The organism is Oceanicaulis sp. MMSF_3324, from assembly GCF_030733545.1.
In the GTDB taxonomy this organism is placed as follows: domain Bacteria; phylum Pseudomonadota; class Alphaproteobacteria; order Caulobacterales; family Maricaulaceae; genus Oceanicaulis.
Window position 1 is genome coordinate 448,858 of sequence record NZ_JASHIU010000001.1, and the last position, 26,087, is coordinate 474,944.

General features: G+C 64.5%; 27 protein-coding genes. 19 read left to right on the forward strand and 8 right to left on the reverse strand.

Annotated elements, in window-relative coordinates; all coding sequences use genetic code 11:
• Positions 1-66: 66 nt before the first annotated feature.
• Complete coding sequence (locus RBA95_RS02205; protein WP_306015167.1) at positions 67-630, forward strand: NUDIX hydrolase; 564 nt, start codon at positions 67-69, stop codon at positions 628-630.
• Here the strand turns inward: RBA95_RS02205 and RBA95_RS02210 are convergent.
• The 3 genes from RBA95_RS02210 to RBA95_RS02220 all read right to left on the reverse strand — a co-directional run bounded on the left by RBA95_RS02210 (position 617) and on the right by RBA95_RS02220 (position 3,641).
• Positions 617-2,365, reverse strand: a complete 1,749-nt coding sequence (locus RBA95_RS02210) for an ATP-binding protein (protein ID WP_306015168.1) — start codon at positions 2,363-2,365, stop codon at positions 617-619. The genes RBA95_RS02205 and RBA95_RS02210 overlap by 14 nt on opposite strands.
• An 85-nt stretch (positions 2,366-2,450) precedes the next feature.
• Positions 2,451-2,792: an arsenate reductase (glutaredoxin) gene (arsC, locus tag RBA95_RS02215; protein WP_306015169.1), complete on the reverse strand. Its 342-nt coding sequence runs from the start codon at positions 2,790-2,792 to the stop codon at positions 2,451-2,453.
• A gap of 3 nt (positions 2,793-2,795) precedes the next feature.
• Positions 2,796-3,641, reverse strand: coding sequence for a CoA ester lyase (locus RBA95_RS02220; protein WP_306015170.1), 846 nt, complete (start codon positions 3,639-3,641; stop codon positions 2,796-2,798).
• A 66-nt stretch (positions 3,642-3,707) separates the two neighbouring features.
• Here RBA95_RS02220 and RBA95_RS02225 point away from each other — a divergent pair, with 66 nt between their 5' ends.
• Entirely contained in the window at positions 3,708-5,282 is a 1,575-nt protein-coding gene (locus tag RBA95_RS02225) for a PfkB family carbohydrate kinase (RefSeq protein WP_306015171.1), read from the forward strand.
• 50 nt (positions 5,283-5,332) lie between these two features.
• Entirely contained in the window at positions 5,333-6,466 is a 1,134-nt protein-coding gene (locus RBA95_RS02230) for a serine hydrolase domain-containing protein (RefSeq protein ID WP_306015172.1), read from the forward strand.
• A gap of 74 nt (positions 6,467-6,540) precedes the next feature.
• Here RBA95_RS02230 and RBA95_RS02235 read toward each other — a convergent pair whose 3' ends face one another.
• Positions 6,541-6,753, reverse strand: coding sequence for a cold-shock protein (locus RBA95_RS02235; protein ID WP_009802223.1), 213 nt, complete (start codon positions 6,751-6,753; stop codon positions 6,541-6,543).
• Positions 6,754-7,074: 321 nt separating this feature from the next.
• On the opposite strand from RBA95_RS02235, the gene RBA95_RS02240 reads away from it, so the two are divergent.
• Complete coding sequence (locus RBA95_RS02240; protein ID WP_306015173.1) at positions 7,075-7,296, forward strand: hypothetical protein; 222 nt, start codon at positions 7,075-7,077, stop codon at positions 7,294-7,296.
• On the opposite strand, the gene RBA95_RS02245 is transcribed toward RBA95_RS02240, so the two are convergent.
• On the reverse strand, positions 7,286-7,786 hold the full coding sequence (locus RBA95_RS02245) for a TspO/MBR family protein (RefSeq protein WP_306015174.1): 501 nt from the start codon (positions 7,784-7,786) through the stop codon (positions 7,286-7,288). The two genes, RBA95_RS02240 and RBA95_RS02245, sit on opposite strands and share 11 nt — an antisense overlap.
• Positions 7,787-8,001: 215 nt before the next feature.
• On the opposite strand from RBA95_RS02245, the gene RBA95_RS02250 reads away from it, so the two are divergent.
• Together RBA95_RS02250 and RBA95_RS02255 are read left to right on the forward strand one after the other, a co-directional pair.
• A complete protein-coding gene (locus RBA95_RS02250; protein ID WP_306015175.1) occupies positions 8,002-8,607 on the forward strand; it encodes a peroxiredoxin family protein in 606 nt (201 codons plus the stop codon).
• A gap of 54 nt (positions 8,608-8,661) precedes the next feature.
• Complete coding sequence (locus RBA95_RS02255; protein WP_306015176.1) at positions 8,662-9,210, forward strand: GNAT family N-acetyltransferase; 549 nt, start codon at positions 8,662-8,664, stop codon at positions 9,208-9,210.
• Here the strand turns inward: RBA95_RS02255 and RBA95_RS02260 are convergent.
• Positions 9,207-9,965, reverse strand: a complete 759-nt coding sequence (locus RBA95_RS02260) for a LytTR family DNA-binding domain-containing protein (protein ID WP_306015177.1) — start codon at positions 9,963-9,965, stop codon at positions 9,207-9,209. The genes RBA95_RS02255 and RBA95_RS02260 overlap by 4 nt on opposite strands.
• 166 nt (positions 9,966-10,131) lie before the next feature.
• On the opposite strand from RBA95_RS02260, the gene RBA95_RS02265 reads away from it, so the two are divergent.
• From RBA95_RS02265 to RBA95_RS02325, 13 genes are all read left to right on the forward strand, one after another.
• On the forward strand, positions 10,132-10,605 hold the full coding sequence (locus RBA95_RS02265; protein WP_306015178.1) for a DUF2141 domain-containing protein: 474 nt from the start codon (positions 10,132-10,134) through the stop codon (positions 10,603-10,605).
• On the forward strand, positions 10,602-10,994 hold the full coding sequence (locus RBA95_RS02270) for a DUF2306 domain-containing protein (protein WP_306015179.1): 393 nt from the start codon (positions 10,602-10,604) through the stop codon (positions 10,992-10,994). The genes RBA95_RS02265 and RBA95_RS02270 overlap by 4 nt, the downstream gene beginning before the upstream one ends.
• Before the next feature lie 96 nt (positions 10,995-11,090).
• Positions 11,091-12,290 carry an alkaline phosphatase D family protein gene (locus RBA95_RS02275; RefSeq protein WP_306015180.1) on the forward strand — a complete coding sequence of 400 codons (1,200 nt, stop codon included), beginning with the start codon at positions 11,091-11,093 and terminating at the stop codon, positions 12,288-12,290.
• Between the two features lie 103 nt (positions 12,291-12,393).
• A complete protein-coding gene (locus RBA95_RS02280) occupies positions 12,394-12,936 on the forward strand; it encodes a hypothetical protein (protein ID WP_306015181.1) in 543 nt (180 codons plus the stop codon).
• A 76-nt stretch (positions 12,937-13,012) separates the two neighbouring features.
• Positions 13,013-14,257, forward strand: a complete 1,245-nt coding sequence (locus tag RBA95_RS02285) for an MFS transporter (protein ID WP_306015182.1) — start codon at positions 13,013-13,015, stop codon at positions 14,255-14,257.
• Positions 14,254-14,589, forward strand: coding sequence for a hypothetical protein (locus RBA95_RS02290; protein WP_306015183.1), 336 nt, complete (start codon positions 14,254-14,256; stop codon positions 14,587-14,589). Before RBA95_RS02285 ends, RBA95_RS02290 begins: the two co-directional genes overlap by 4 nt.
• Before the next feature lie 124 nt (positions 14,590-14,713).
• Positions 14,714-15,910 (forward strand): ADP-forming succinate--CoA ligase subunit beta, encoded by a 1,197-nt coding sequence (sucC, locus tag RBA95_RS02295; protein WP_306015184.1) that lies wholly within the window; start codon positions 14,714-14,716, stop codon positions 15,908-15,910.
• Positions 15,911-15,913: 3 nt separating this feature from the next.
• Positions 15,914-16,822, forward strand: coding sequence for a succinate--CoA ligase subunit alpha (gene sucD, locus RBA95_RS02300; protein ID WP_306015185.1), 909 nt, complete (start codon positions 15,914-15,916; stop codon positions 16,820-16,822).
• A 278-nt stretch (positions 16,823-17,100) separates the two neighbouring features.
• A complete protein-coding gene (locus RBA95_RS02305) occupies positions 17,101-20,091 on the forward strand; it encodes a 2-oxoglutarate dehydrogenase E1 component (RefSeq protein WP_306015186.1) in 2,991 nt (996 codons plus the stop codon).
• Between the two features lie 41 nt (positions 20,092-20,132).
• Positions 20,133-21,659 carry a 2-oxoglutarate dehydrogenase complex dihydrolipoyllysine-residue succinyltransferase gene (odhB, locus tag RBA95_RS02310; protein ID WP_306015187.1) on the forward strand — a complete coding sequence of 509 codons (1,527 nt, stop codon included), beginning with the start codon at positions 20,133-20,135 and terminating at the stop codon, positions 21,657-21,659.
• Between the two features lie 119 nt (positions 21,660-21,778).
• The gene (locus tag RBA95_RS02315) at positions 21,779-22,234 is read left to right on the forward strand and encodes a hypothetical protein (RefSeq protein ID WP_306015188.1); all 456 of its coding nucleotides are present in this window, start codon (positions 21,779-21,781) and stop codon (positions 22,232-22,234) included.
• A gap of 154 nt (positions 22,235-22,388) precedes the next feature.
• A complete protein-coding gene (gene lpdA, locus RBA95_RS02320) occupies positions 22,389-23,792 on the forward strand; it encodes a dihydrolipoyl dehydrogenase (RefSeq protein WP_306015189.1) in 1,404 nt (467 codons plus the stop codon).
• A 111-nt stretch (positions 23,793-23,903) separates the two neighbouring features.
• Positions 23,904-24,473: a GNAT family N-acetyltransferase gene (locus RBA95_RS02325; RefSeq protein WP_306015190.1), complete on the forward strand. Its 570-nt coding sequence runs from the start codon at positions 23,904-23,906 to the stop codon at positions 24,471-24,473.
• Here RBA95_RS02325 and RBA95_RS02330 read toward each other — a convergent pair.
• Both RBA95_RS02330 and RBA95_RS02335 read right to left on the reverse strand, forming a co-directional pair.
• A complete protein-coding gene (locus RBA95_RS02330) occupies positions 24,470-25,411 on the reverse strand; it encodes a tyrosine recombinase XerC (protein ID WP_306015191.1) in 942 nt (313 codons plus the stop codon). The two genes, RBA95_RS02325 and RBA95_RS02330, sit on opposite strands and share 4 nt — an antisense overlap.
• On the reverse strand, positions 25,396-26,061 hold the full coding sequence (locus RBA95_RS02335; RefSeq protein ID WP_306015192.1) for a DUF484 family protein: 666 nt from the start codon (positions 26,059-26,061) through the stop codon (positions 25,396-25,398). Before RBA95_RS02335 ends, RBA95_RS02330 begins: the two co-directional genes overlap by 16 nt.
• Positions 26,062-26,087: the final 26 nt, after the last annotated feature.

The following is a 26,087-nucleotide window of genomic DNA, read 5'->3' on the forward strand; positions in this document are numbered from 1 at the left end:
GCAACCATAACCGGGTTTAGCGACGTTTCAATAACAAGTCCTTCCTGATACGGAATGGGCCGGGAAATGACCCGATACAGCAAGGGGTTCGCCATGTATGAGCAAGAGCCTGATTTCCATCACATCGTGCCAGAGGACGATGATCGCGAACGGCGCGTCTGCCGGACCTGCGGGTTTGTGGATTATGTGAACCCCAAGATCGTCGCGGGTGTCGTGGCGACCCGAGAGGATGGTCGTGTGCTGATGTGCAAACGCGCGATCGAGCCGCGCTCGGGCTTCTGGACCCTGCCCGCAGGATACATGGAGGAAGGTGAAAGCGTGCAGGAGGCCGCCCTGCGCGAAGCGCGCGAAGAGGCCTGCGCAACGCTGGAGCTTGATGGTCTGCTTGGCGTCTATTCCGTGCCCCGCATTTCCCAGGTCCAGATTTTCTTCCGGGCCCGGTTCAAGGCGCCCGGGATCGCGGCGGGTCCGGAAAGCCGGGAGGTGGCGCTTTTCGAGTGGGATCAGCTTCCCCTGCCGGATCTGGCCTTTCCCAGCGTCAAATGGGCGCTGGACGATTATCGCGCCGGACATGGGCGGGACCGGCCGCCGGCCATGCGCACCCAGGGGCCGGACTTCAAACCGCTGTAGCCGAGTAGGCGCCGGGGTCTGTCAACTGATCAAGCCGGGCGCCGAGAAGCGCCAGGTTGACGGGCTTGGACAGGCAATCGGCAGCCCCCCGTTCCCGCATGCGCTGGGCGGTGCCCGATGTGACGTCAGCGGTGACGATGATAACGGGCATGTCCGGATAGACGCTGTTCAAATGGACCAGCAAATCCTCGCCTGACAGGCCGGGCATGTGCAGGTCCAGCAAGACCGCATCGGGATCGCTTTCGGTCTTGTCCATCAGGGCCAGGGCCTCGGCGCTGCTTTCCGCTTGCAGCACGCGCCAGCCGTTTTCTTCAAGATAGACGGTCAGAAGTTGCCGGTTCGTGGCGTTGTCCTCGACCACGAGCGCGGTCCGGGCGCGTCTTGTATCCGCTGCTTCGGCTGCGGCGTGCGGGTGCAGCTCGGCCTCCGGGGCGTCCTGGGCCGTATCGATCGGACGGTGGGGCAGGCGGACCCAGAACCGGCTGCCCGCGCCAAGCTCGCTGTCGACGCCGATCTCACCGCCCGCAAGCACAGCGATCTCCTGAGCGATGGTGAGGCCAAGGCCTGCGCCCTCATAGTGACGGCCCAGACTGTCATCGAGCTGGCTGAACCGTTCAAAGATGGTTTTAACGTGCGCGGGCGCGATGCCGGGGCCGGTGTCGGACACGCTCAGCTCCATATCACCGCTCTCCAGCAGGCGTCCGCTGATCGCGATCGCGCCCGCATCCGTGAACTTCACGGCATTGCCGGCGAAATTGGTCAGGATCTGCATTACCCGGGTGGCGTCGCCGAGAACGGTCGTCTCGAGCTCGGGTGCGATATCGAGCTCCACCGTCAGCTTCTTGCTCGCGGCCTGACTGGCGATCGTATCCGCGGTGCTGCGCAACAGATCGGCCGGGCGGTAGGGCGCGTCCTCCAGGACGAGCTCGCCGGCCTCGATGCGGGAGATATCAAGCACATCGTCAATCAGGCCCCGCAAAGCGGCGCCGGACGAGTTGAGCATGCGCACATAATCTTGTTGCCGGTCATCGAGCTTGGTCTGGCCCAGAAGCTGGGCCATGCCCATGACGCCGTTGAGCGGCGTGCGGATTTCATGGCTCATATTGGCCAGGAAACGCGATTTGGCGGCGTTCGCTTTCTCGGCCTGAAGATAGGCGTCCTTGATGCGCCGGCTCGTATCCCCGAACCGGCGCGCCGCTATGAAGAAATGCACCAAGAAGAGGCAGGCGGCGATGATAGCGAGGAGATATTCGATATTCATTTCGCCATCGCGGAACAGCGCGCTGGCGGGCAGACCCAGCAGATAGGCGGCGGCCGGCCCGCCGCCGCTCAACGTCAGGGGCAAATCCTCGTTTGAGTGCACGGCGATATGAAAAAGCGATCCGCACAACAAAAGCAGAGCGATGGATTCTCCGGCTTGGCCCCAGGCGTTCCACAGTCCGATGCTGAGCGAGGAGTAAATGACCGACGCAAGCAGCATGGAGAGATTTGCGGAAATCTTCTCCGCACGTGAAACCGGTTGGGTCCGTGTTTCGTCGCGAAATTTGGAGGCGATCCAGTAATCAAGACACTGGGACGCCAGCGCCAGAACAGCGTAGGCGATCGCAAACAGCTGCAAGCCCGCCAGGTACATGACGGCCGCGCCAAACAAGGCGGTGCCCACCCGCATGGGCAGCTCGCGCGCTCGTTTCCCCGCGACGCTTTGATAAGCATCGAGGGTGATGAGGTTGTTCATGTGAAGACCCCCGGGTGACGCTATGTCTTATCCTGCACCCGGAAGTCTTGAAACTTGGTGACGCACCGCCAAAAGTCGTAGGCGATCAGAGCGCGTCGAGAATGCGCTCAACCGGGCGGCCCAGCGCCGCGCGGGGACCGTTGATCAGGACAGGGCGCTCGATCAGTTTGGGATTGTCCGCCATGGCTTGCACAAGCGCGTCCTCATCCTCGACCGATTTGAGATCAAGCTCCTTGTAGATCGCTTCCTTGGTGCGCATCAGGTCTCGCGCGCTGGACAGTCTCAGTTTCGAGATCACGGATTGAATTTCGTCCGTACCGGGCGGGGTCTTGAGATACTCCCGGATCGTCGGACGGTGGCCATGCTGTTCCAGAAGGGCCAGCGCCTCACGCGATTTCGAACAGCGGGGATTGTGCCAGTATTCCATGTGTCACTCCTTGGTTTGCGCCGCCGCAAGCACAGCTCGCGCAGCACGCAGATGCATCAGTTCGACCATGCGGCCCTCTACCGGGACGGCGCCCTTGCCGGCATTGGCCGGGTCTTCGAAGGCGTCAACGACGGTCTGGGCCCAGGCGCGTTCGGACGCGCTGGGCGCGAAAGCGTCATGTACAGGATAGATCTGGCTGGGATGGATCAAGGTCTTGCCGTCAAAGCCGAGCGCGCGGGCCTGACGCGCTTCGTGCTGCAGACCTTCTTCGTCCTTGTAGGCGTTGTAGACAGCGTCCAGAACGACAAGCGCCATGGCGCGCGCCGCCAGCACCAGTCGCGACAGATAGGGCGTCAGAGTCTCGCGGCGTTGCGCGTTCTCGGGCAGGCGTAGTCCTTCGGCCAGATCATTGGACCCCGCCACAAGCGCCTGAAGTCGATTGAGCGGCGCCTGTTGGGCGATCGCTTCGACATTCATCACGCCCAGCGGGGTTTCGATCATCGCCCAGACCGGCCCGTCAAACCCCGCTTCGTCGAGCCGTTTGCGAACCGCGGCCAGCTGCTCGGGCGTTTCGACCTTGGCGATCAGGGCGGCGTCGGGCGCGGTGTCGGCGGCCACGCACAGGTCGGCGGCCAGATCGGGTGAGCCGGGCTCGGCGATGCGTAAGACCGTGTACACGCCCGCCGCTTTCAGTCGGGGAACGGCGCTCTTGGCGTTGAGGCGCGCTTCGGCCTTGCGATCCGGGGCGACAGCATCTTCAAGGTCGATGATGATCGCATCGGCGCCCAGGCCATCCGCCTTGTCCAGGGCGCGCGGCTTGTCGCCGGGCACGAAGAGCGCAGAGCGCATAAGCCTTGCGTTCAGAAGTGTGTGAGAGGAATCGTCCATCATGAGGGAAAGGCATACATAAGGCGCATGGCTGACACCACTCCCCAACCGCGTGTTCTCGTCATCAGCTCACTTGTCGCAACGAGTGAAGTGGGGGGCGGTGTGACCGCACAGGTGCTCGCGGCGCATTCGGTGCGCCCCCATCTGGCGCCCACGGTGATGCTGGGACGGCATCCGGCGCTGGGCGCGCCCGGCGGCGGTCCGGTCCCGATCACGCTCATGACCTCCGCGCTGGAGGGCGCGAAGGCGAATGGGGCGCTGGATGCGGTGGACGCGATCTTCACCGGCTATTTCCACAACCCCGACCAGGTCCGTCTGGCCGCGGGCGTGATCGCGGAAGCGCGGTCACAGCGCCCGGACCTTCTGGTGATGGTCGATCCGATACTGGGCGACGGCGAAGCCGATGGCGGGGAAGGCGGGCTGTATGTCAGCGCCGACACCGCCCGGACGATCCGTGAAGCGCTCCTGCCCATGGCCAGCGTGATCACGCCCAACCGGTTCGAGCTGGCCTGGCTGGCGCAAACCCCTGTGGAGACGCCGGAGCAGGCGGTGGCTGCGGCGCGCCAGCTGGCGCCGGTGGTCCTGTGCACCTCCGCCCCGACCGATCTGCACGATGTCTGCGTGATGACCGTGACCGGGGATGACGCATTCAGTGCGCGCATGCCGCGCATCGATCCGGCTCCGTTCGGCACGGGTGATGTGTTCGCCGCGAGCGCGCTGGCGGAACGGTTGAAGGGGGCGCGCTGGCGCGATGCCGCGGCCCGGGCCATGGCGCGGATTTCCCATGTTCTGGAAGAGACGCGGCTGGCGGGCGAGACGGCGGACCTGCGGCTGACGCGCGAGATCCTGCAAGCGCCCTTGCGGGCGCCGGCCCTGAGGCGCGTGGGCGCCCGACGCCCGGCCTGGGTGATGGGGCTGGATGGATGCAAGGCGGGCTGGGCCGGGGTGATGGTGGATCTCAATGGTCTGGAGGCGCCCCGCCGCGCAGTCTTCGAACGCTTTCAGGACGCCTTTGACTGGGGCGCCCAGGTGATCGCGGTGGACATGCCGATCGGCTTTCAGACACAGCCCTCCGGCCCGTCCGGGCGGGCTTGCGAGCGTGCTGCGCGCCAGCGGCTCGGCCCGCGACGCAATTCGGTCTTTCCCTCGCCTCTGCGGGCGGCGTTGGCCGCCACAGAATATGAGGAGGCGAACCGGCTCAATCGCGCTGCGGGCGGTCAGGGATTGTCAAAACAGGCGTTCAACCTGTTTCCGAAAATACGCGAGATCGACGCTCTCATGACCCCGGAGCTGTCGCGGGGCGTCATCTTTGAAACCCATCCCGAGGTGAGCTTTGCGGTCCTGTCTGGCGCGCCGGCCCGACATCGCAAGAAGACCCGAGAGGGACGCGACGAGCGCCTGGCCCTGTTGGTGCGCGAAGGCCTGCCTCAGGCTCTGTTTGAACCTCATCCTTTCAAGTCGGCCCTGTGTCCGCCCGATGACCTGATTGATGCCGGGCTGTGCGTGCTGACCGCGCAGCGCATCGCCGCCGGAGAGGCGGAGTGTCTGCCCGCTGACCCGCCTGAAGATGAGCGGGACCTGATCATGGCCATTCACGCCTGAAGACGGATCTGCGCTTGAATCCAAGTTTGCAGGGCTATACCTGAAATCTCATGAGCATAGAAATCCACGGACATCTCGCGTCGGGCTTCGAGCCGGTCGCCGAGGCCTTCAAAGAGAATTTCACCGAGCGCGACGAGCTGGGCGCGGGCTTCACGCTGATCCGTGAAGGCGAAGTTCTTGTCGACATTCATGCCGGCCATGCCGACCGCAAGGCGGAGCGCCCCTGGACGGCGGAGACGATTGTTCCGGTCTTCTCCACCGGAAAGGCGGTTACGGCCCTGGTCGTCGCCTGGCTCGTGGATCAGGGACATCTGGATTATGACGCGCCGGTCGCGGAGGTCTGGCCCGACTTCGCCCAGGCGGGCAAGGGCGAGGTGACCCTGGCCCAGGCCCTGTCTCACCAGGCGGGCCTGCCGGGCTATCCTGAAGAGATGGAGCCGTCGGACTGGTTTGATCGCGAGCTGATGGAAAGCCGGTTTGCCGCCATGTCGCCCATGTGGCCTCTGGGCGAAGGCTCCGGCTACCACCCGATCAGCTATGGCGTGATTGCGGACGCGGTGGTGCGACGGGCCGATGAACACGGCCGCACGGTGGGCGCCCTTCTGCGCGACATGGTTTGCGGGCCGCGCGGGATCGATTTTCATATCGGGGTGCCCGAAAGCGAGCATGACCGCGCCGCCGAGCATGTCCTGCCGCCGCGTCCCCCGCATCTGGGGTCCATGACGCCGGAAAAGGCGGCGGCCTTCCTCAAGCCCTGGTCGTCACCGGGGCGTCGCGGCACCGCCGCCTGGCGTTCGGCCGAACTGCCCGCCGCCAATGGTCACGGCACGGCCCGCGCAATCGCCCGACTGATGGCGCCCTTCGCCACGCAGGGGCGGCTTGATGGCGAAGCGTTCGTGTCGGACGCCGTGATCAAGGCGGCCCTGACCGAACGTGTGAACGGACCGGATCGGGTTCTGCCGTTTGATCTGTCGTTCGCGTGCGGCGTGATGATCAACCGCGACTCCGAAGCCTTCGGGCCGGAGCCCAAGGCGGTGGGCCATTACGGCTTTGGCGGGTCCTGTGGATTTGCGGACCCCGCGCGTGGCGTGTCCGGCGCCTATGTCATGAACCGGCAGATGGATGTTCTGGTCGGCGATGCGCGCGCCAAGGCATTGATCGAGGCGGCTTACCGCTGCCTTTAGTCTAGATTGCGCCAGATAAGACAAGCGCCGCGCGAGATGTCTCGCGCGGCGCTTTCAAACAGGCAGGAAAGCGATTAATCCATCGCCTTCAGATTGACCGCTTTCGGACCTTTGCCACGGCGGTCCGGTTCGGTTTCAAATTCAATGCGTTGGCCGTCGCGCAGATCGTTCAGGCCGGCGTCTTTGACAGCGGTGATGTGCACGAACACATCCTTGTCGCCTTCATCCGGCGTGATGAAGCCGAAGCCCTTCTCGGTGTTGAAGAATTTAACGGTACCCGTAGTCATGGGTAGGAGTCCTTTCCCGTCCGTCTGCGCAGCGTCCCACGCCAGTAGTTAGTGTGCACGGCGTCCCGCGCACGGCATGCGGATTGCGGTCGGGGAAGGCAAAGTCAGAGGCGTTCGGCACTCGGGTCTTCCATACTCTTCACCGGGCCTTGTTCAAGCCGCTCGTGCCCGAATACTATGCCTGAAAATTTACCTTCTCACAAGCAAAGCCTAGGCGTGCAAGCGCTCTGGACTAGGGACTGACAAGTGAGCCGAAGAAGCCGAAGATTCATAAGCGCTAAGTCGCGCGCGCCTCGCACGGGCGGCTCGGATCCCGGCGCGATGATCCGGTTGTCGGGGTTCGGCGCGGCCTTGCTGGTCTTCGTCGCGGTCGGGGCCGGGTTTCACGGCGAACGCTTCACCTCGGCGGCGGCGCGGTTGATGAGCGTGCTGGCGCCCATCGCCGAGCCTTCGATCTTTGGCGTGAGCCTGGCAGAGATCGGTGCGGCGCTACTGGTCCTGGGCGTGTTCGGCTGGGCGGTCTGGCGCGGGTTCAGGCGTTGAGCCGCCAGGTGCTCCACGAAAGCGCCAGCGCGAAGATGAGCCAGAGCACGAGCGGGACCATCAGGACCCCCGCCAGTCGGGACGCCCGGAAGGCGGCCAGGGTCACCGGAACCGACAGGACCAGCGCGACGATCGTGATGTAAAAGCCGTTGGCGACGCTTTGCAGGGCGAAATAGCCGAACGTCCAGCCCATGCAGACCAGATACTGGGCGATGATCGCCAGGCGCGCGAAGTCCTTGTTCGCCGCGTCGCCAAACCGGTCCACGGTGAAAGCCGCCAGCGCCATCAGGGTGAACAAACCCACCCAGACCGCGCCGATCACTCCGCCGGCGGGTGACCAGTCGGGGTTCTCCAGCGTCCGGGACCATTGAATGGCGGGGCCGGTGAAAATCCAGGCGTTCAGCGCCAGGGCGGCGCCGACAAAGATGAGCAGATAAAGGGCCAGACGGCCAAGCGCGGGACGGGATTTGCGAAAGATGTTCGTCGCCACTGATCGCCTCCTCTGCGCGGACCCGGCAGATCCGAACATGAACACTAGCATGGTTTACGGCGCGGACCAGTGCGCCGGGGCGCGCGCCCCTGAACGGTCACAATCCCTTGAGGCGAGCCGATTTTGGAACCCGTGCGCTTTTCAGTCGGCGCGCTAGCCAGCATTATCGATCAAACGTGCGGCGCGGAGCCGCTTTTAGTGAAGGATTGTCCCGGATGCTGCGTTTCGGTCTCGCTCTTGTTCTGGCGCTCGGTGCGTCCGTGTCTCTCGCTACGGCCCAGAGCCCGGCACAGGCGGCGGCTGAGGCCGCAGAGGCGTTCGGCCCAAGGGTCGGTGAGACTGCGCCTGCGCTATCGGTCGTCGACGCGGAGGGCGAGGCGCGCAGCCTTGAAGGCCTCATGGGCGCCGGCGGGGTGGTCTTGTACTTCAATCGCTCGCTTGACTGGTGTCCGATCTGCTTGCGCCAGACCCTCGAGCTGGACGCGCATGTCGACGCCTTCGAGGAGGCCGGCTGGCCGGTGGCGGTTCTGACCTATGATCCGGCGGAGACGCTGGCGCAGGTGGCGGATCGGCGCGGACTGACCATGACGCTTTTGTCCGACGAGGGCAGTGAGACCATCGATGCCTTCGGCGTGCGCGATCCGATCTATGCGGATCCGGATCACCTGGCCCATGGCGTGCCCTATCCGATCACGTTCGTGATTGACCGCGACGGCGTGGTGGTCGCCAAGTTCTGGCACGAGGCCGGGCTGGGCCAGGACCGCGGCTACGCCACCCGGATCTCCGCCGAGGACGTTCTGGCCGCCGTGCAGTCGCGCTAACGCTTGCATGCGAGGGCCGCATGGCGACACTCGGGCCTGACCGAGGAGACCCCCATGCTTGATGGCCCTGTACTGGAAACCGAACGCCTGCGTCTGCGCATCCCCGAGGAGCGTGATCTTGAGGGCTTTGTCAGCCTGATGAGTGACGCGGTCGCCGCCCGGCATATCGGCGGCGTGATGGATGCGCCGCAGGTCTGGCGACAGATCTGCACGATGATCGGACATTGGGCGGTGCGCGGCTATGGCTTCTTTTCTGTGGAAGAGAAGGCGAGCGGACATTGGGTGGGCCGGGTCGGGCCCTGGGCGCCCCATGGATGGCCGCAGCCTGAAGTGGGCTGGTCGATCACCCGGGCCCACTGGGGCAAGGGTTATGGGCCCGAAGCCGCGGCGGCGTCGATGGACTTTGCCTTTGACACGCTGGGCTGGGACAGCGTGGTTCACATGATCGCGGCGGATAACGCCAATTCACAAGCCATGGCGCGCAAGCTGGGATCGGTCGATCTGGGCTGGGATGCGGACCTGCCGGGCCTTGGCGTGACGGTGGATGTCTGGGGCCAGTCCAAAGCGGACTGGGCGCACAATCGTGACCGTTTCAGACGCTAGAACCAGCCCGTCTCCCTGAGTGCGGAATAATAGGTGCGGCTGACCGGGGCTTCGATCTCGTCCTTAAGGATCAGAACGCCCCGGCCATCGCCCTTGCGGGCCTCGGCGACAGCCTCCCTGGCCACCCACCAGGAACGGTGAGTGCGCGCGCCCTCCAGCGCTTCACAGGCCGCCACCGCATCGGACAATCGCATCAGGATCAGCGCTTCGCCGCCATCGGTGCGCACGCGCAGATAATGGTCTTCCGCGGTCATGGACCACAGCGTGGCGGTCTGGAGCCTGGGCGGCAGCTTCTCCAGCAGGGCGGGATGGGCGCGGGGCGCATCGGTCTCGGCAGCGGCTGTGTGTGACGGACCTGTGAGCTTGTCGACCACATAGACCACGCCCGTCGCGAAGCTCGAAATGAACAGGACCAGAAAATAGGTCAGGGCCAGTTCGGCGGCGCTGAAGTCGAGGGCGAAGCCCGCATTCACGAAGGCGACCCCGAAGGTGACCGGCAGCGAGACGGCGGCGGCCACCAGGGCGTAGATGCTCCATTCGGGCGCGTTCGGCATCCAGCCCGGCAGGACATGGCCCAGCGAGAAGCCGACGCCGGCGCCCAGGGTGATGAAGCCGACCCAGTACACCCAGACCCAGGGCCAGCCCAGCTCGTCAGAGCCGAACGGCCCCATGATCGCCAGGAAGGTGCCAAGGCCGAGCACCATGAGGACGGGTTGCGCGCTGGCGCGCATGTATTTGACGACCGCGTCCTTCATCCGTCCTGCGCCCCTCCCTTCACGAAGCGTGAATGGCAGGTTGGCGGCAACTCGCGAAGAGGTCCAGTCCGCTCGCGCAGAACCGCTTTCATGGCGCGTCCGGGCCGGTCAGCACTGGGGTCGACCCGCAGCGATCCGGCTGCCTCAGACCCTGAAAGGATATGTCATGAACCATAAGACGATGAAGACCGTTGCGTTGGCCAGCGCCGCCTTGTTCGCCCTGCATTTCGCGCCCGCGGCGAAGGCGCTAGACCCCTCCGAGGCGTCCGCCGCCTTGTCCCTGACCATTGACGGTCTGACCGCGGACTCCGGCCGGGTCTGGGTGGGTGTTTATGACAGTGCGGATGCCTGGGAGGCCCAGGAAGAGACGCGCTCTGTATGGGCCGAGATCGAAGACGGGCAGGCCGTGCTGGTGATCGAGGACGCGCCGGTCGGCGCCCTGGGGGTCCAGGTGTTTCACGACGCCAATGGCAATCAGGATTTCGACACCAACATGCTGGGCGTGCCCCGCGAGCGTTACGGGTTTTCCAACAATCCCCGCCCGCGGTTTCGCGGCGCCAATTGGGATGAAGCCAGGTTCGATCTGGCGCCGGGTGAACGCCGTGACATGACGATTTCGGTGCATGGGGTCCGGGGATGAATATGGACGCGTTTCTGGCGGCGCCGCTGACGATCCAGATCCATGCGCTGGCCGCGCTCGCAGCGCTGGGTCTGGGTGCGGTCCAGTGTGTCGCGCCCAAGGGCACGATCCCGCACCGCACGTTCGGATATGTCTGGGTCGGCCTCATGCTGCTGGTCGCCGGGACGGCCTATTTCATCCGCGGGCCCGGCGGCGGGTTCAGCCTGTTGCACCTGTTGATCCCCGTGACGGTCCTGGGCGTGATCGGCTTGTCGGTCGCGGCGCTGACGGGCCGGGTGGCGCGGCACAGGACCGCAGCGCTCATTCTGATGGTGTCGGCGCTGCTGGTTCCAGGCGCGGCGACGCTGATCCCGGGGCGGCTCATGCATGCGGTCGTATTTGGCGGTTAGCCGTGGCCGGGGCTGTCATTGACCTGACGCAAGGCGGCGCTAAACCTGCCTCCCACCGCCCGGTCTCGCCCCGGGTCCAACCGTCAGGGGGTTCGCATGACGCAGATAGGGTTCAAATTCACGCTGGGCGCTGGCCTGCTCGCACTGTCAGCCTGTTCAGAGCCGGTCCCGGCCGATGCGACCGAGCCCGTCGCGGCTCCGAGTCTGGTCTCCCAGGAGGCGCCGCGCACGCCCGTCGAGGCCTTGGCCCCGTACTACGCCCAGCTTGAACATCCGCACCCGACCGCGCCAGAAGGCCCCGCCCTGCCGGGGTCGGACGCCGTGCTGACCTCGATCGCCTTTGGGTCATGCAACACGGCCCAGCGGGAAATCCCGATTCTCACCACCATCGCGGACGAGCCCCATGACCTGTTCATGTATGTGGGCGACAATGTGTATGGCGACGCCCGGTCCTATAACGCTGACCTGCCCGAGCTGCGCGAGAACTACGCCGCCCTGGCCGCGCGCCCGGAATTCCGGCTGCTGCGCTCGGCCCTGCCCATGCTGGCGACCTGGGATGACCATGATTACGGCATGAACGACATGGGTCGGGACTTCCCGTTCAAGGGCTATGCCGAGGCGCTGTTTCTGGACTTCTGGCGCGCGCCTGAAGAGGATCCGCGACGCCAGCGCGAAGGCATTTACGACGCGCAGGTGTTTGGCCCGGAAGGCCAGCGCGTTCAGATCATCTTGCTGGATACGCGCTATTTCCGCTCGGACCTGACCCCGACCGACGAGCGCGGCGCTGTGGGCCGCGAACGCTACATCCCCAGCACCAATCCTGATCAGGACATGCTGGGCGCTGCGCAATGGGCCTGGCTGGCCGACCAGCTGGCCGAACCGGCGGATCTGCGCCTGATCGTCTCCTCCATTCAGGTTCTGGCCGATGGTCATGGCTGGGAAGCCTGGCGCACCATGCCGCTCGAGCGCGACCGCCTGTTCCGCCTGATCAATGAGAGCGGCGCGGAAGGCGTGGTGTTCGTCTCGGGCGACCGCCATTCCGCCGGGCTCTATCGCCGCGATAATGTGACGAGCTACCCGCTTTACGAGATCACCTCCTCGGCATTGAACATGTCTTATACGGACGAGAACAACGAGCCGGGTCCCAATCGTCTGGGCTCTATGTATGCGCCGGAAAACTACGGCGTGATCGGCATTGATTGGGAACAAGGCCGCTTGAGCCTGCAGATCCGGGATATGGACGGCGAGGCCGTGCGCCAGGAAAGCATCGCTCTGTCCGCCATCGGCGCGCGCTAGCGCGTGTCCTGCACGACACGCCCTTCAGCCTGTTGAACGGTCGGGCCGTGTGCGCGATTGCCTGAGAACGGTCTGAGCGGGCAGGATGGCGCTGGGGGACGACATGAAAGATGCAAGCCAGTTCGAGCGCCTGTTCATGGGCGCGGGAGAAGCTGCGGGGCCGGGCGCCGGGGGCGCGCCGCCCGTCGTGAGATCGGAATCGCCTGTGCGTCGCGGGGCCGGCATCCGCGATGCCGTCATCGGGCTGGCCGTGCGCGCTGTGCTCATCGTGCAGATGTGGAGCTGGTCGCGGGCCAACGCCGCGGCCGTGGAGGATCCGCTGTCCTGGCGCGCCTGGGTGACCCCGGCCGAGGGGCTGCAGTCCGCCGCCCAGATCTGGACCCAGGGCCATGTGGATGCCGGGTTTGCCGCGTTTTTGCTGCTGACGGTCGCCACGCTGGCCAGCCTCAGCCTCGCCGCCGGGTTTTTGACGCGTTTGACCGGGATCGCCGTCTTTCTGGGCGCGCTCTGGCACATGCTGTTCATTCTGCCTGAAGCCTTCACCTCGACAGTGGCCTATCTGGCGCTGGGCCTGTATCTGATCCTGCGCGGGGCGGGGCCGGTGTCTCTGGACTGGGCGCTCGCCCGTTTGGCGCGTCTGGCCTGAGCCTGTAGCTTGCCTTGCGCACGCCCGCATGATGACCTGACGACATCCAAGCCGACCCAGACTGCAAAGGCCGCCCATGCTGATTTATCGCAATGTCGCCATGGTGATGGTCGCGACCCTGTTCCTGCAGGCCGCGATGGGCGCGATCGGTGTGGCCCTGCCCCTCGCCATGAGCGGGGCGGGCTGGGGGCGTCCGGCGATCGGCGCCGTGATCGCCGGCTTTGGCGCTGGCTTCGCCTTTGGCGCCTGGCTGTCGCCGGGCATGATCCGCTCGGTGGGGCATATCCGCGCCTATGCCGGGTATGCGGGCGGCGCGGCGGCGCTGACCCTGATGCTGGCGCTGGGCGATCATTTCCTGTGGTGGCTGATCACCCGTTTCGGCTTTGGTCTGTGCGCGGCCGGCCTGTTCGCCGTGGCGGAAAGCTGGATTGCGGACGCCACGCCCAGCGAGCGCCGCGGCGCCGTGATCTCGGTCTATCAGATCGTCGGCCGCGCCGGCCTGATCGCCGGGCCTTTCCTGATCGCGCTGCCCGGCTTTGATGCGCGCGACGGCTTCATAATGGCCGGGGCGTCGCTGGCCCTGGCGCTGACCCCGATTGTCTTTACGCGACGCGCCCAGCCCAGCCTGCCCACGGGCGAAACCGTGCCGGTCACCCGTCTGTTCTCGATCGCGCCGGCCGCCGCCGCGGCGTCTTTCACCGCCGGATTGCTCAATTCGGGCGTGCTGGGCTTCATGCCGATCTGGGCGGAATCGCTGGATCCGATCAATGGCGCGGGCAGTGCGGCGCTGTTGATGGCGATGATCTATGCCGGCTCCATGCTGACCCAATGGCCGGCGGGCATGCTGTCTGACCAGATGGACCGCCGCCTGGTGATCGCCGGGCTGTCCATTCTGGGCGCGGTGTTCGCCATGATCCTTGTCGTCATGCCCAGCCCCGGGCTGGGATTGGCGGCGGTGCTGGTGGGTTTGTGGGGCGCGGCGAGCCTGGCCTATTTCGCGGTTGCGGTGGCGCATGCGGCGGATCGCTCGCGGGTGGAGGAATTGCCCGCCATCGCGTCGGGCATGCTGCTGGTCTATGCAGCCGGGTCGACCCTGGGCCCGATCCTGGCGGGCATCGCCTATTCAGGGCCCTTGGGGCCGCGCGGCCTGTTCCTGTTCGCCGCCGTCGCCAGCTGCATTCTCGCCGCCGGCATGTTCCTGCGTCGCCGGGCGCGGGAAGCGGTCAGCGAGGATGAGCGCCAGCCCTTCGTCAACCTGCAGGCCACGTCGGCCGAGCTGGCCGAGATCGAGGCGCCCGAAGACGAGCACGACCGGGTATGATGATGGCGCTGGTCATCGCCGTGCCCGCGCTCATTGGCGTGCTGGCTTCCTTTGTCCTGCGTCGCAAGCTGGCGGGGCTGGGTTTCATGACCTGGCTGGGCTGGGTGATGATCGGCGCAGGCGCGCCGGTCCTGCTGGGCCAGCTGGTCGCTCTGGCGCTGACCGAGCCGGCGGCGGCGCTCGCCGACGGATGTCAGCAGGCCGGGCCTGACGCCTGCCGAACCGCCAGCCTGTTGCTTGTTTTGCCCCTAGCGGCGGGCTTGTGCGCCGGGCTGGGATGGGCGGCTGGCGCCCTGAGCGCCCGCTTCGCTAAGGTAAAAGACACGATCTAGTCATAAAGATAGGGGAATGCCGCGTTGCGCCTGACGCCTTGGGTGCTATAACGCCGCCTGTCCGCCTAGGTGCGGGTGTTTCTCGCCCGCACTCCCCTCAGCTCTGTGCGAGAGATATTGCTCCATGAACATTCACGAGCACCAGGCGAAAGCCCTGTTGAAATCCTACGGCGCGCCTGTCGCCGAAGGCGTCGCCGTGTTTTCCGTCGAAGAAGCTTCTAAAGCCGCTGACCAGCTTCCTGGTCCGCTCTGGGTCGTGAAGTCCCAGATCCATGCCGGCGGTCGCGGCAAGGGCAAGTTCACCGAACTGCCTGAAGACGCCAAGGGTGGCGTGCGCCTTGCCTTTTCCAAGGACGAGGTCGCCAGCCACGCCAAGGAAATGCTCGGCAATACGCTGGTCACCCATCAGACCGGCCCCGAGGGCAAGCAGGTCAACCGCCTGTACATCGAAGACGGCGCGGATATCGCGACCGAGCTTTACCTCTCCTTGCTGGTGAACCGCGAAACCGGCCAGGTGGCCTTTGTGGTCTCCACCGAAGGCGGCATGGACATCGAACAGGTGGCTGAAGACACCCCTGAGAAGATCCTGACCGTCAATATCGACCCGACCACGGGCGTGACTGCGGACGACGCCGCCACCATCGCCAAGGCGCTGGAGCTGGAAGGCCAGGCGCGTGACGACATGCTGTCGCTGGCGCCGACCCTGTACAAGGCGTTCACCGAGAAGGATATGAGCCTTCTCGAGATCAACCCGCTGATCGTCATGGACAATGGCCGTCTGCGCGTGCTCGACGCCAAGGTCTCCTTTGACGGCAATGCCCTGTTCCGCCACGACGATGTGCGTGAGCTGCGCGACCTCACCGAAGAAGACGACAAGGAAATCGAGGCGTCCAAATACGACCTCGCCTATATCGCGCTCGACGGTGATATCGGCTGCATGGTGAACGGCGCAGGCCTCGCCATGGCGACCATGGACATCATCAAGCTCTACGGCGCCGAGCCGGCGAACTTCCTCGATGTGGGCGGCGGCGCTTCCAAAGAGAAAGTCACCGCGGCGTTCAAGATCATCACGGCCGATCCGAACGTCAAAGGCATCCTCGTGAACATCTTCGGCGGCATCATGCGCTGCGACGTCATCGCCGAAGGCGTGGTCGCGGCTGTGAAGGAAGTCGGCCTGAACGTTCCGCTGGTGGTGCGCCTTGAAGGCACCAATGTCGAGCAGGGCAAGACCATCCTCAACGAAAGCGGTCTGGACATCACCTCCGCTGACGATCTCGACGACGCCGCGAAGAAAATCACCGCTGCTGTGAAAAAGGCCTAAGCCATGTCAGTTCTCGTCAACAAAGACACCAAAGTCATCGTTCAGGGCCTGACCGGCAAGACCGGCACCTTTCACACCGAACAGGCGCTGAACTATTACGGCACCAAGATGGTCGCCGGCGTGCACCCCAAGAAGGGCGGCGAAAGCTGGACTTCGGGCCTGGACGGCTCGGCGACCCTGCCGATCTACGCCTCGGTGGGTGAAGCCAAGGAAGCCACCGGCGCCACCGCGTCCGTGATCTATGTGCCGCCGGCCGGCGCCGGCGCCGCCATCATCGAAGCCATCGATGCGGGCATCGAGCTGATCACCTGCATCACCGAAGGCATTCCGGTGATGGACATGGTCAAGGTGAAAGCCGCGCTCGAAAAATCCAATTCGCGCCTGTTGGGCCCGAACTGCCCCGGCGTGCTGACGCCGGAAGAGTGCAAGATCGGCATCATGCCGGGCTCCATCTTCAAGAAGGGCTCTGTGGGCGTCGTGTCCCGTTCGGGCACCCTGACCTATGAAGCGGTGTTCCAGACCTCCAATGCGGGCCTGGGCCAGACCACGGCTGTCGGCATTGGCGGCGACCCGGTCAAGGGCACCGAATTCATCGACGTGCTGGAGATGTTCCTGGCCGACGACGAGACCAAGTCGATCATCATGATCGGCGAGATCGGCGGCTCTGCGGAAGAAGAAGCGGCCCAGTTCCTCAAGGACGAAGCCAAGAAAGGCCGCAAGAAGCCGATGGTCGGCTTCATCGCGGGCCGCACCGCGCCTCCGGGCCGCACCATGGGCCATGCCGGCGCCATCGTGTCCGGCGGCAAGGGCGGCGCTGAAGACAAGATCGCGGCCATGAAGGAAGCGGGCATTGTCGTGTCCGACAGCCCGGCGCGCCTGGGCGATACCCTGGTCGACGTCCTCAAGGGCTAAGGCTTCGGTCGTCTCAAAGACAGGCCCCCGTCCGGCGATCCGGGCGGGGGTTTTTCTTGGGCCCTAGCCGAAAGTCGCATCGGAGGGCCGGATCTGTGGTTGTATGAAGGCCTGAAGACCCGGAAGAAGTCCGGATTGCAGTAAAATCGGCCCGCTTTTACCGATTTGCGGCGCTTCGGTCTTCTATTTCTTAACTAACAGGCATAAATGTCGGGTCAAACCATATGCGCGCGTCTGTTCAGATGCGCGTTTCCCTTAGATGCCGATTGAATGGCGCCATGGCTGACGAACGCTCCCCCCAAAATCAGACTTTCCTGGACACCTCGTTCCTGTTTGGCGGCAACGCCGTCTATCTCGAGCAAATGGCGGCGAAGTACGCCGCAGATCCGGCGTCCGTGCCGGCAAGCTGGCGGTCCTTCTTTGAAGAGGTGGGGGACGCCCCCGCCGAAGCCAGCCAATCCGCCGAAGGCCCGTCCTGGAAACGCAAGGACTGGCCGCGTCCGGCCAATGGCGAGCTGGTCACCGCGCTGGGCGATATCGAAAGCGCGACCATGGCGCTGCCCGACGCCGTCGCCGAGCATAAGGGCTCCGGCGCCACTCCGGAAGAGGTGCACAAGGCGGTCAAGGATTCCATCGCCGCGATCATGCTGATCCGCGCCTACCGCATGCGCGGCCACCTGGCGGCGGATCTCGACCCGCTCAAGCTGACCAATTTCGGCCAGCAGCCCGAGCTCGACCCGGCGACCTATGGCTTCGGTGCGGATGATCTGGACCGCGAGATCTTCATCAACGGCTATCTGGGGCTCGAGACGGCGACCGTTCGCCAGATGCTCGACATCCTCAAGCGCACCTATTGCTCCACCTTCGGTGTGGAGTTCCAGCACATCTCCAATCCCGAGGAGAAAGCCTGGCTGCAAGAGCGCATCGAGGGTCCAGACAAGGAGATCGCCTTCTCCAAGCAAGGCAAGATCGCCATCCTCAAGAAGATCATCGAGACCCAGGCGTTCGAGAACTTCCTGCACAAGCGCTATCCGGGCACCAAGCGCTTCGGCATTGACGGCGGCGAAAGCCTGATCCCGGCGCTGGAGCAGATCATCAAGCGCGGCGGCGCGCTGGGCGTGAAGGACATCATCCTGGGCATGCCGCACCGGGGGCGCCTGAACGTGCTCGCGGCGGTGATGGGCAAGCCCTATCACGTGATTTTCCACGAATTCCAGGGCGGCGACACGCTGGGCCAGGTCGATTACGCCTCCGGCGACGTGAAATACCACCTCGGCTCCTCGTCCGACCGTGAGTTTGACGGCAACAATGTGCACCTGTCGCTGACCGCAAACCCCTCTCACCTCGAGGCGGTGAACCCGGTCGTTCTGGGCAAGGCGCGCGCCAAGCAGACCCAGTTCCGTCGCGATGAAGGCGATGGCTCCAACTATGCCGAGAAGGTCCTCCCGCTGCTGCTGCACGGTGATGCGGCCTTTGCCGGCCAGGGCGTGGTGGCGGAATGCTTCGGCCTGTCGGGCCTGCGCGGTCACCGCACCGGCGGCGCGATCCACTTCGTTGTGAACAACCAGATCGGTTTCACCACCGATCCCAAGGACAGCCGGTCCTCGCCGTATCCGTCCGACGTGGCGCTGATGGTGCAGTCGCCCATTTTCCACGTGAACGGCGATGATCCTGAAGCGGTCACCTTCGCCGCCAAGGTCGCGGCGGAATATCGCCAGCGCTTTGGCAAGGACGTGGTCGTGGACATGTTCTGCTATCGCCGGTACGGCCACAATGAGGGTGACGATCCCAGCTTCACCCAGCCGATCATGTACAAGGCGATCGCCAAGCACCCGACGACGCTGGACCTTTATGGCGAGCGCCTGATCAAGGAAGGCATTGTCAGCCAGAAGGATATCGATGGCTGGGTCGAGGAATTCGCCCAGTTCCTCGATGACGAGTTCGAGAAGGCCAAGTCCTACAGCCCGAACCGGGCGGACTGGCTTGATGGCGTCTGGCAGGGTCTGGGCCTGCCTGAAGAGGATGACCGCCGCGGCCAGACCGCCGTGGATGCGAGCGTCCTCAAGGATGTGGCCGACAAGATGACGACCGTCCCCGAGGACATCGCCATCCACAAGACGCTCAAGCGCGTGATCGCCAATCGCCGCAAGGCCGTGCTTGATGACGAGAACGGCATTGACTGGGCGACGGCCGAGCATCTGGCTTTCGGTTCGCTGCTGAAAGAAGGCTTCCCGGTGCGCCTGTCCGGGCAGGATTGCGGCCGCGGCACCTTCTCCCAGCGTCACTCCCATGTGATCGATCAGAACACGGAAGAACGCTACACCCCGCTCAACAATCTGGGCGGCGACCAAGCGCGCTACGAAGTCATCGACTCCATGCTGTCTGAGGAAGCGGTGCTCGGCTACGAGTATGGCTACACGCTGTCCGCGCCCAACTCGCTGGTGATGTGGGAAGCCCAGTTCGGTGACTTCACCAACGGCGCCCAGGTCATCATCGACCAGTTCATTTCCTCGTCCGAGCGCAAATGGCTGCGCATGTCCGGCCTCGTGATGCTGCTGCCCCATGGCTATGAAGGTCAGGGTCCGGAGCACTCCTCCGCCCGCCTCGAGCGCTATCTGCAGCAATGCGCCGAAGACAATATGCAGGTCGCCAACTGTTCGACGCCGGCGAACTATTTCCACATTCTGCGCCGTCAGATCCATCGCGGCTTCCGCAAGCCGCTGATCCTGATGACGCCGAAATCCCTGCTGCGTCACAAGCGTTGCATCAGCCCGCTGGCGGAGTTCTCCGAAGGCTCCAGCTTCCACCGCGTGCTGTGGGATGATGCGGATATGAAGGTGCGCGAGGGTCGTTCGGACGTGGCCACGGGCCGCGCCGAGATTCCGCTCGCCGCCGACGACAAGATCCGCCGCGTCGTTCTGTGCTCGGGTAAGGTCTATTACGACCTGCTTGAAGCGCGCGAAGAGCGTAAGATCGATGATGTCTACCTGCTGCGGGTCGAGCAGTTCTATCCGTTCCCGGCCAAATCGGTGATCGACGAGCTCAAGCGCTTCAAGAACGCCGATGTGGTCTGGTGTCAGGAAGAGCCCAAGAATATGGGCGCCTGGAGCTTTGTGGAGCCGTATCTGGAATTCTGTCTCGAGAAGTCCGATACCAAGAGCGCGCGCGCCCGTTATGCCGGTCGTGCGGCTTCGGCCTCTACCGCGACGGGCCTTCTGTCCAAGCACCAGGCCCAGCAAGCCGCCCTTATTGACGAAGCCCTCTCGTAAGCCTTCGCCCGCACGAAGACCTTTCTAGGAAAGAGCCCAACATGACCGAGATTACCGTCCCCACCCTCGGCGAATCCGTTTCCGAAGCCACTGTCGGCGAATGGCAGGTTTCCGAAGGCGACGCCGTGAAGAAAGACGACATCCTGGTGGAGCTGGAGACCGACAAAGTGTCGGTTGAAGTGCGCGCCGAGGAAGATGGCGTCATCTCCAAGATCGTCGCCCAGGAAGGCGATACCGTCGAGATCGGCGCCAAGCTGGCTGAAATGGGTGAAGGCGGCGGCGCGTCCAAAGCCTCCGATGACAAGCCGGCGAAAAAATCCGAATCCAAATCCGACGACTCCAACGGCACGTCCGGCGGCGGCGATCTGATCGACGCCAAGGTGCCGGTGATGGGCGAAAGCGTGGCCGAGGGCCAGGTCGGCCAGTGGCTGGTTCAGCCCGGCGACGCGGTCGAACAGGATCAGGCGCTTCTGGAAATCGAGACCGACAAGGTCGCCGTGGAAGTGCCGTCTCCGGCCGCGGGCGTTCTGGAAGAACAGCTTGTCTCGGAAGGCGACACCGTCACCCCGGATCAGGTGATCGGCAAGATCCGCGAAGGCGCATCCGCGTCCGGCGGTTCGGCGTCCAAATCCGACTCTGCGCCCAAAGAGGCCGCCTCGTCTGCCTCGTCGTCGGGCGACACCAAGGCTATGCCGTCCGCCAACCGCGTCGCGGCCGAGAACAATCTCGATCTGAGCAAGGTCGAAGGCACCGGCAAGGATGGCCGCGTGACCAAGGGCGATGCGCTCAAGGCCGTGCAGTCGGGCGGAGCCGCGCCGTCGTCTTCGTCTTCGGCGTCGTCCTCCTCATCCAAGCCGCGTGAAACCGGCCCGCGCGAAGAGCGCGTGAAGATGACCCGCCTGCGCCAGACCATCGCCCGCCGTCTCAAGGACGCGCAGAACACCGCGGCGATGCTCACGACCTATAACGAAGCGGACATGAGCGCGATCATGTCCCTGCGTAAGGAAATCCAGGACGATTTCGTGGCCAAGCACGGCGTCAAGCTGGGCTTCATGAGCTTCTTCGTGAAAGCCTGCGTCGCGGCGCTCAAGGACGTCCCGGCGGTGAATGCCGAGATTGATGGCACGGACATCATCTACAAGAACTATTACGACATGGGCGTGGCGGTCGGCACCGATCGCGGCCTCGTGGTGCCGGTGGTGCGTGACGCGGATGACCTGTCGCTGGCGGGTATCGAGAAGTCCATCATGAATCTCGGCAAGCGCGCCCGTGACGGCAAGCTTGGCATCGAGGACATGCAGGGCGCCAGCTTCACCATCTCCAATGGCGGCGTGTATGGCTCGCTCCTGTCGAGCCCGATCCTCAACGCGCCGCAATCGGGCATTCTGGGCATGCACAAGATCCAGGAGCGTCCGGTCGCCATCAATGGCGAGGTGAAGATCCGCCCGATGATGTATCTGGCGCTCAGCTACGATCACCGCATCGTGGACGGCAAGGAGGCTGTGACCTTCCTCGTGCGCGTGAAGGAAAGCCTCGAGAATCCGCAGCGCCTGCTGCTCGACATCTAGTCGATCTCGAAGCGTCAAGCGATCAGCCCCGGCCTGAAACGGCCGGGGTTTTCGTTTGGGCTGGGCGGTCATGGGGTTCGGGGTGTAGAATGCCGGTATAACCTTGGGGGAGGCTTCTGATGACCGATGACAGCACAGTTGTGACCGAACGCCCGAAAACGCCGATCTGGTTCTGGATCGTGGCCGTGGTGGCGCTGATCTGGAACGCGTTCGGCGCTCTGGATTACACGCTCACCCAGATGGGCAATGAGGCGTATCTGGCCGCCTTCACAGAAGAGCAGCGCGCCTTCTATCTGGGTTTCCCGCTCTGGTATGAAGCGGTCTGGGCCATCGCGGTCTGGAGTGCGGTGATCGCCAGCCTCGCTTTGCTCATCCGGTCGAAATTTGCGGCGCCAGCCTTTCTGGTCTCGCTCGTCTTCTTCCTTGTCAGCGCGGCCTATCTTTTCGGTTTCACCGCCGCCTATGACCTGATGGGCGGAATTGGCGGGGTGATTTTCTCCGTTGTGATCTTGCTGAGCCTTATTGCGTTCTGGCGCGTGTCGGTCTGGGGCGTGAACGCCGGGATCCTGCGCTAACGGGGTTGAAACCCGTCTTCGATACGCCGAGGTGTAAATGCATGGCCGCTCTGCGTCCTTCGCCGCATTGACGCGGGGGAGGGCGGGTATAGGGTGCGGCTAACCCCTCCTTGGCGCGCCGGTGCGGCGCGCGTTTACCGATGACGGTGTACCCATGGCTGATCAATATGATGTGGTGATTATCGGCGGCGGCCCTGGCGGCTATAACTGCGCCATTCGCGCGGGCCAGCTGGGTCTGAAGACGGCGTGTATCGAGTCGCGCAAGACGCTGGGCGGCACCTGCCTGAATGTGGGCTGCATCCCGTCCAAGGCCATGCTGCACGCCTCCGAGCTCTATGAAGAAGCGAACAAGAATTTCGCTGATATGGGCATCGAGGTCGGCAAGCTGTCGCTCAAGCTCGACAAGATGATGGGCCAGAAGTCCGATGCGGTTGAAGGCCTGACCAAGGGCGTGGAATTCCTGTTCAAGAAGAACAAGGTCGACCATGTGCGCGGCAAGGGCCGCATTGCAGGCAAGGGCAAGGTCATCGTCACCGACGAGGATGGCAAGGAAACCGAGCTCAGCGCCAAGAACATCGTCATCGCCACCGGCTCTGAAGTGACCCCGCTGCCGGGCGTAGAGATCGATGAGGAGCGCATCGTCTCGTCCACGGGTGCGCTGGAGCTCAAGGAAGTCCCCAAGAAGCTGATCGTGATCGGCGCAGGCGTGATTGGTCTCGAACTGGGTTCGGTCTGGCGTCGCCTCGGTTCGGACGTCACGGTCGTGGAATATCTCGATCGCGCCCTGCCGGGCATGGATGGCGAGGTCTCCAAACAGGCCAAGCGCCTGTTTGAAAAGCAGGGCATGAGCTTCAAGCTGTCGCGCAAGGTGACCGGCGTTGAAAAGCTCAAGACCAAGCTGAAAGTCTCGACCGAAGCCGCCAAGGGGGGCGACGAAGAGGTGCTGGATGCGGACATCGTTCTGGTCTGCATTGGTCGCCGTCCGTACACGGAAGGCCTGGGTCTCGACACGGTCGGTATCGATGTCGACAAGCGCGGCATGATCGAGAATGATCACTTCAAGACCTCGGCCGAGGGCGTCTGGGTCGTGGGCGATGTTACCTCCGGTCCGATGCTGGCGCACAAGGCCGAGGATGAAGGCACGGCGGTCGCCGAGCTGATCGCGGGCAAGGCCGGCCACGTCAATTACGATGTCATTCCCAACGTGGTGTACACCTATCCCGAGATCGCCTCGGTCGGTCAGACCGAGGAACAGCTCAAGGATCAGGGCCGCAAGTACAAGTCCGGAGCCTTCCCGTTCATGGCGAACTCGCGCGGACGCACCAACCACACCACCGACGGGTTCGTGAAAATCCTCGCCGATGCGGAAACTGACGAGATTCTGGGCGCGCATATTGTCGGCCCGAACGCCGGCGAGCTGATCGCCGAGCTGGCGGTGGCGATGGAGTTCCGCGCGGCCTCTGAAGACATTGCGCGCACCTGCCACGCCCACCCGACCCTGTCCGAGGCTGTCCGTCAGGCGGCCATGGGGGTCGAAGGCTGGACCATGCAGATGTAGGCTGTCCCGGACTTCTTTCGGGCGCGTTTGGGACTATGTCACGAAAATGTCTGACGACATTTGTGTGGCAGTGCGTCATAACGCGTCCGGACAGTCTCGGGAGGCTTGCCGATGACAGCTTCAGCTCAGACAGACCCGAACCCGCCTTTGGAGATCAAAGGGGCGCGTCTGCGCCTAGTGGCCATCACAGCTGAGCTGGCGCGTCTGCAGGTCGAGGATCGGCCCGGCTTCTTCAAGGCGCTCGGCGCCGAACGCGAATCAGCCTGGCCGCCGGTCACCGACGATGAGCCGAAGCTGGCGGAAAAGCTCGAAATTCTGAACCGTGCGCCCGAAGAAGCGGGATGGCGCGGCTGGGTCTTTCTTATGGGCTGGACCCCGGATGGTCTCGACCGGGCCGTGGGCGTGGGCGGCTTCCACGGACCGCCTGATGAAGAAGGTGTCGTCGAGATCGGCTACGCCATGCAGCCCAGCTTCCGAGAGCAGGGCCTCGCCACCGAAGCGGTTGAAGGGCTTGTGGGCTGGGCGTTGAGCCATGAACGCGTCCGCAAGGTCTGCGCGCGCACCCTGCCGCATCTCACCGCCTCGATCCGGGTTCTTGAAAAGACCGGCTTCTCCTTCGTGGCGGAGAATGAAGACGAAAATGGCGAGCGCGTGCGTCTGTATGAGCGCAATCGCGACTAGCGCTTGCGGGCCCTTGGATGCGTTGCGGCGTGAATCGCCATCAGTCGGCTTTGTTCAATATCGGCATAGACCTGGGTGGTGCTGAGCGAAGCATGGCCCAACAGGTCCTGGATCGCGCGCAAATCCCCGCCATGGGCCAGAAGATGAGTCGCAAAGGCGTGGCGCAGGGCGTGCGGCGTCGCCGTGGCGGGCAGGCCCAGCCGGCTTCGCAGGATCTGCATGGCGCTTTGCATGGCGCGCGCCTGCAAGGGCCCGCCGCGTGACGCCCGGAAGAGCGGATCATCGCCCCCTATCTGGTAGGGGCAGGCGTCCACATAGGCGCTCACGGCCTGACGCACGGCAGGCAGGACAGGTACGATCCGGGTCTTGCCCCCCTTGCCTGCGACGCGCAGCACGTCGGGCAGAGGATGATCGCGGCCTGTCAGGGCAAGGGCTTCGGAAATCCTGAGCCCGCATCCATACAGAAGGCTCAGCACGGCGGCGTCCCGTGCGCCGATCCAGGGTTCACGGGCGCCCGTCTCGGCTTCCTTCAGCAGCGATTTCGCGGCGCTCTCGCTGACCGGTCGCGGCTGGCGACGTTGCGCCTTGGGCGATTCCACAAGTCCGAGCGCCGGATTATCCAGCCCCCAGCGTCTGCGCCCATAGCTGAAGAATGTGCGAGCTGCGGACAGGCCGCGTTGCAGGGTGCGCGGGCCCACACCCTCCCGGCGGCGATCGGCCAGCCAGGCGCGCCAGTCCGCGCTTTGAAGATCTGAAAGCGTCTTCAGGGTCAGGGCGCCGCCCAGATGCCCGGTCAGGAATTCGAACAGACCCGACAGATCCCGGTCATAGGCCTCGACGGTGCGCGGGCTCAGTCGCCGTTCGCCCTCGAGATGGCTCAGAAAGGCGCTCAGGGCCGCGTCGGTGCCAAGGGAGGGGTCGTCTAGTCGCGCAGCCATGGCGCAATCCGGCGCTCAAGGGCGCGGGCGAGGAAATGAATGAGGTCCGCGCCCTGGTCAGCGGTGAAGGCGCGGGCGTCCCGGCTGGCCAGGCACAAAAGCCCCGGATGCCCGCCAATTTCCATGCGCGCAATGGCTTCCGAACGCAGATTGGGGCCGAGCGGACCGTAAAGCGCATCGGCGAACCGCCCGTTCACAAGGCCCAGCCGTTCACTGTCATCCTCGAGAAGCGCATTGGTCAGCTCCGGCGAGCAGCCCAGAATGGCGCTTGCGTCCTTGAGCGGGGAATGGCCCTCAAGAAACACGCGCACAGCGTCCACGCTCAGCGCGCCGGCGACCCGGCTGGCGAGCTTGTGATCCAGCGCGGCGAGGTCTTCAGCTTCCATGATGGCGAGCACGGCGGCATGGGTTTGGGCCTGGGCGGCCATGTTGGCCTTGGCGAGCGCAATCAGCGCATCATTGGTGGCGCGGACCTTGCGCAGATCCTTTTCGAGTTTCTTCTGGCGGCGTTGACCCAGATCCACCACGCTGCCGCCGCTATCGGCGTCGCGCACCAGGGCGATCAGGTCGGGATCCCCGGTGATCACTTCGGGGCGTTCGCGCAGGGCGGCGCGCAGGGATTCCATGTCCAGCGTGTCGAGGGCGGTCATTGATCAAGCTCCATGCCAACCCGACC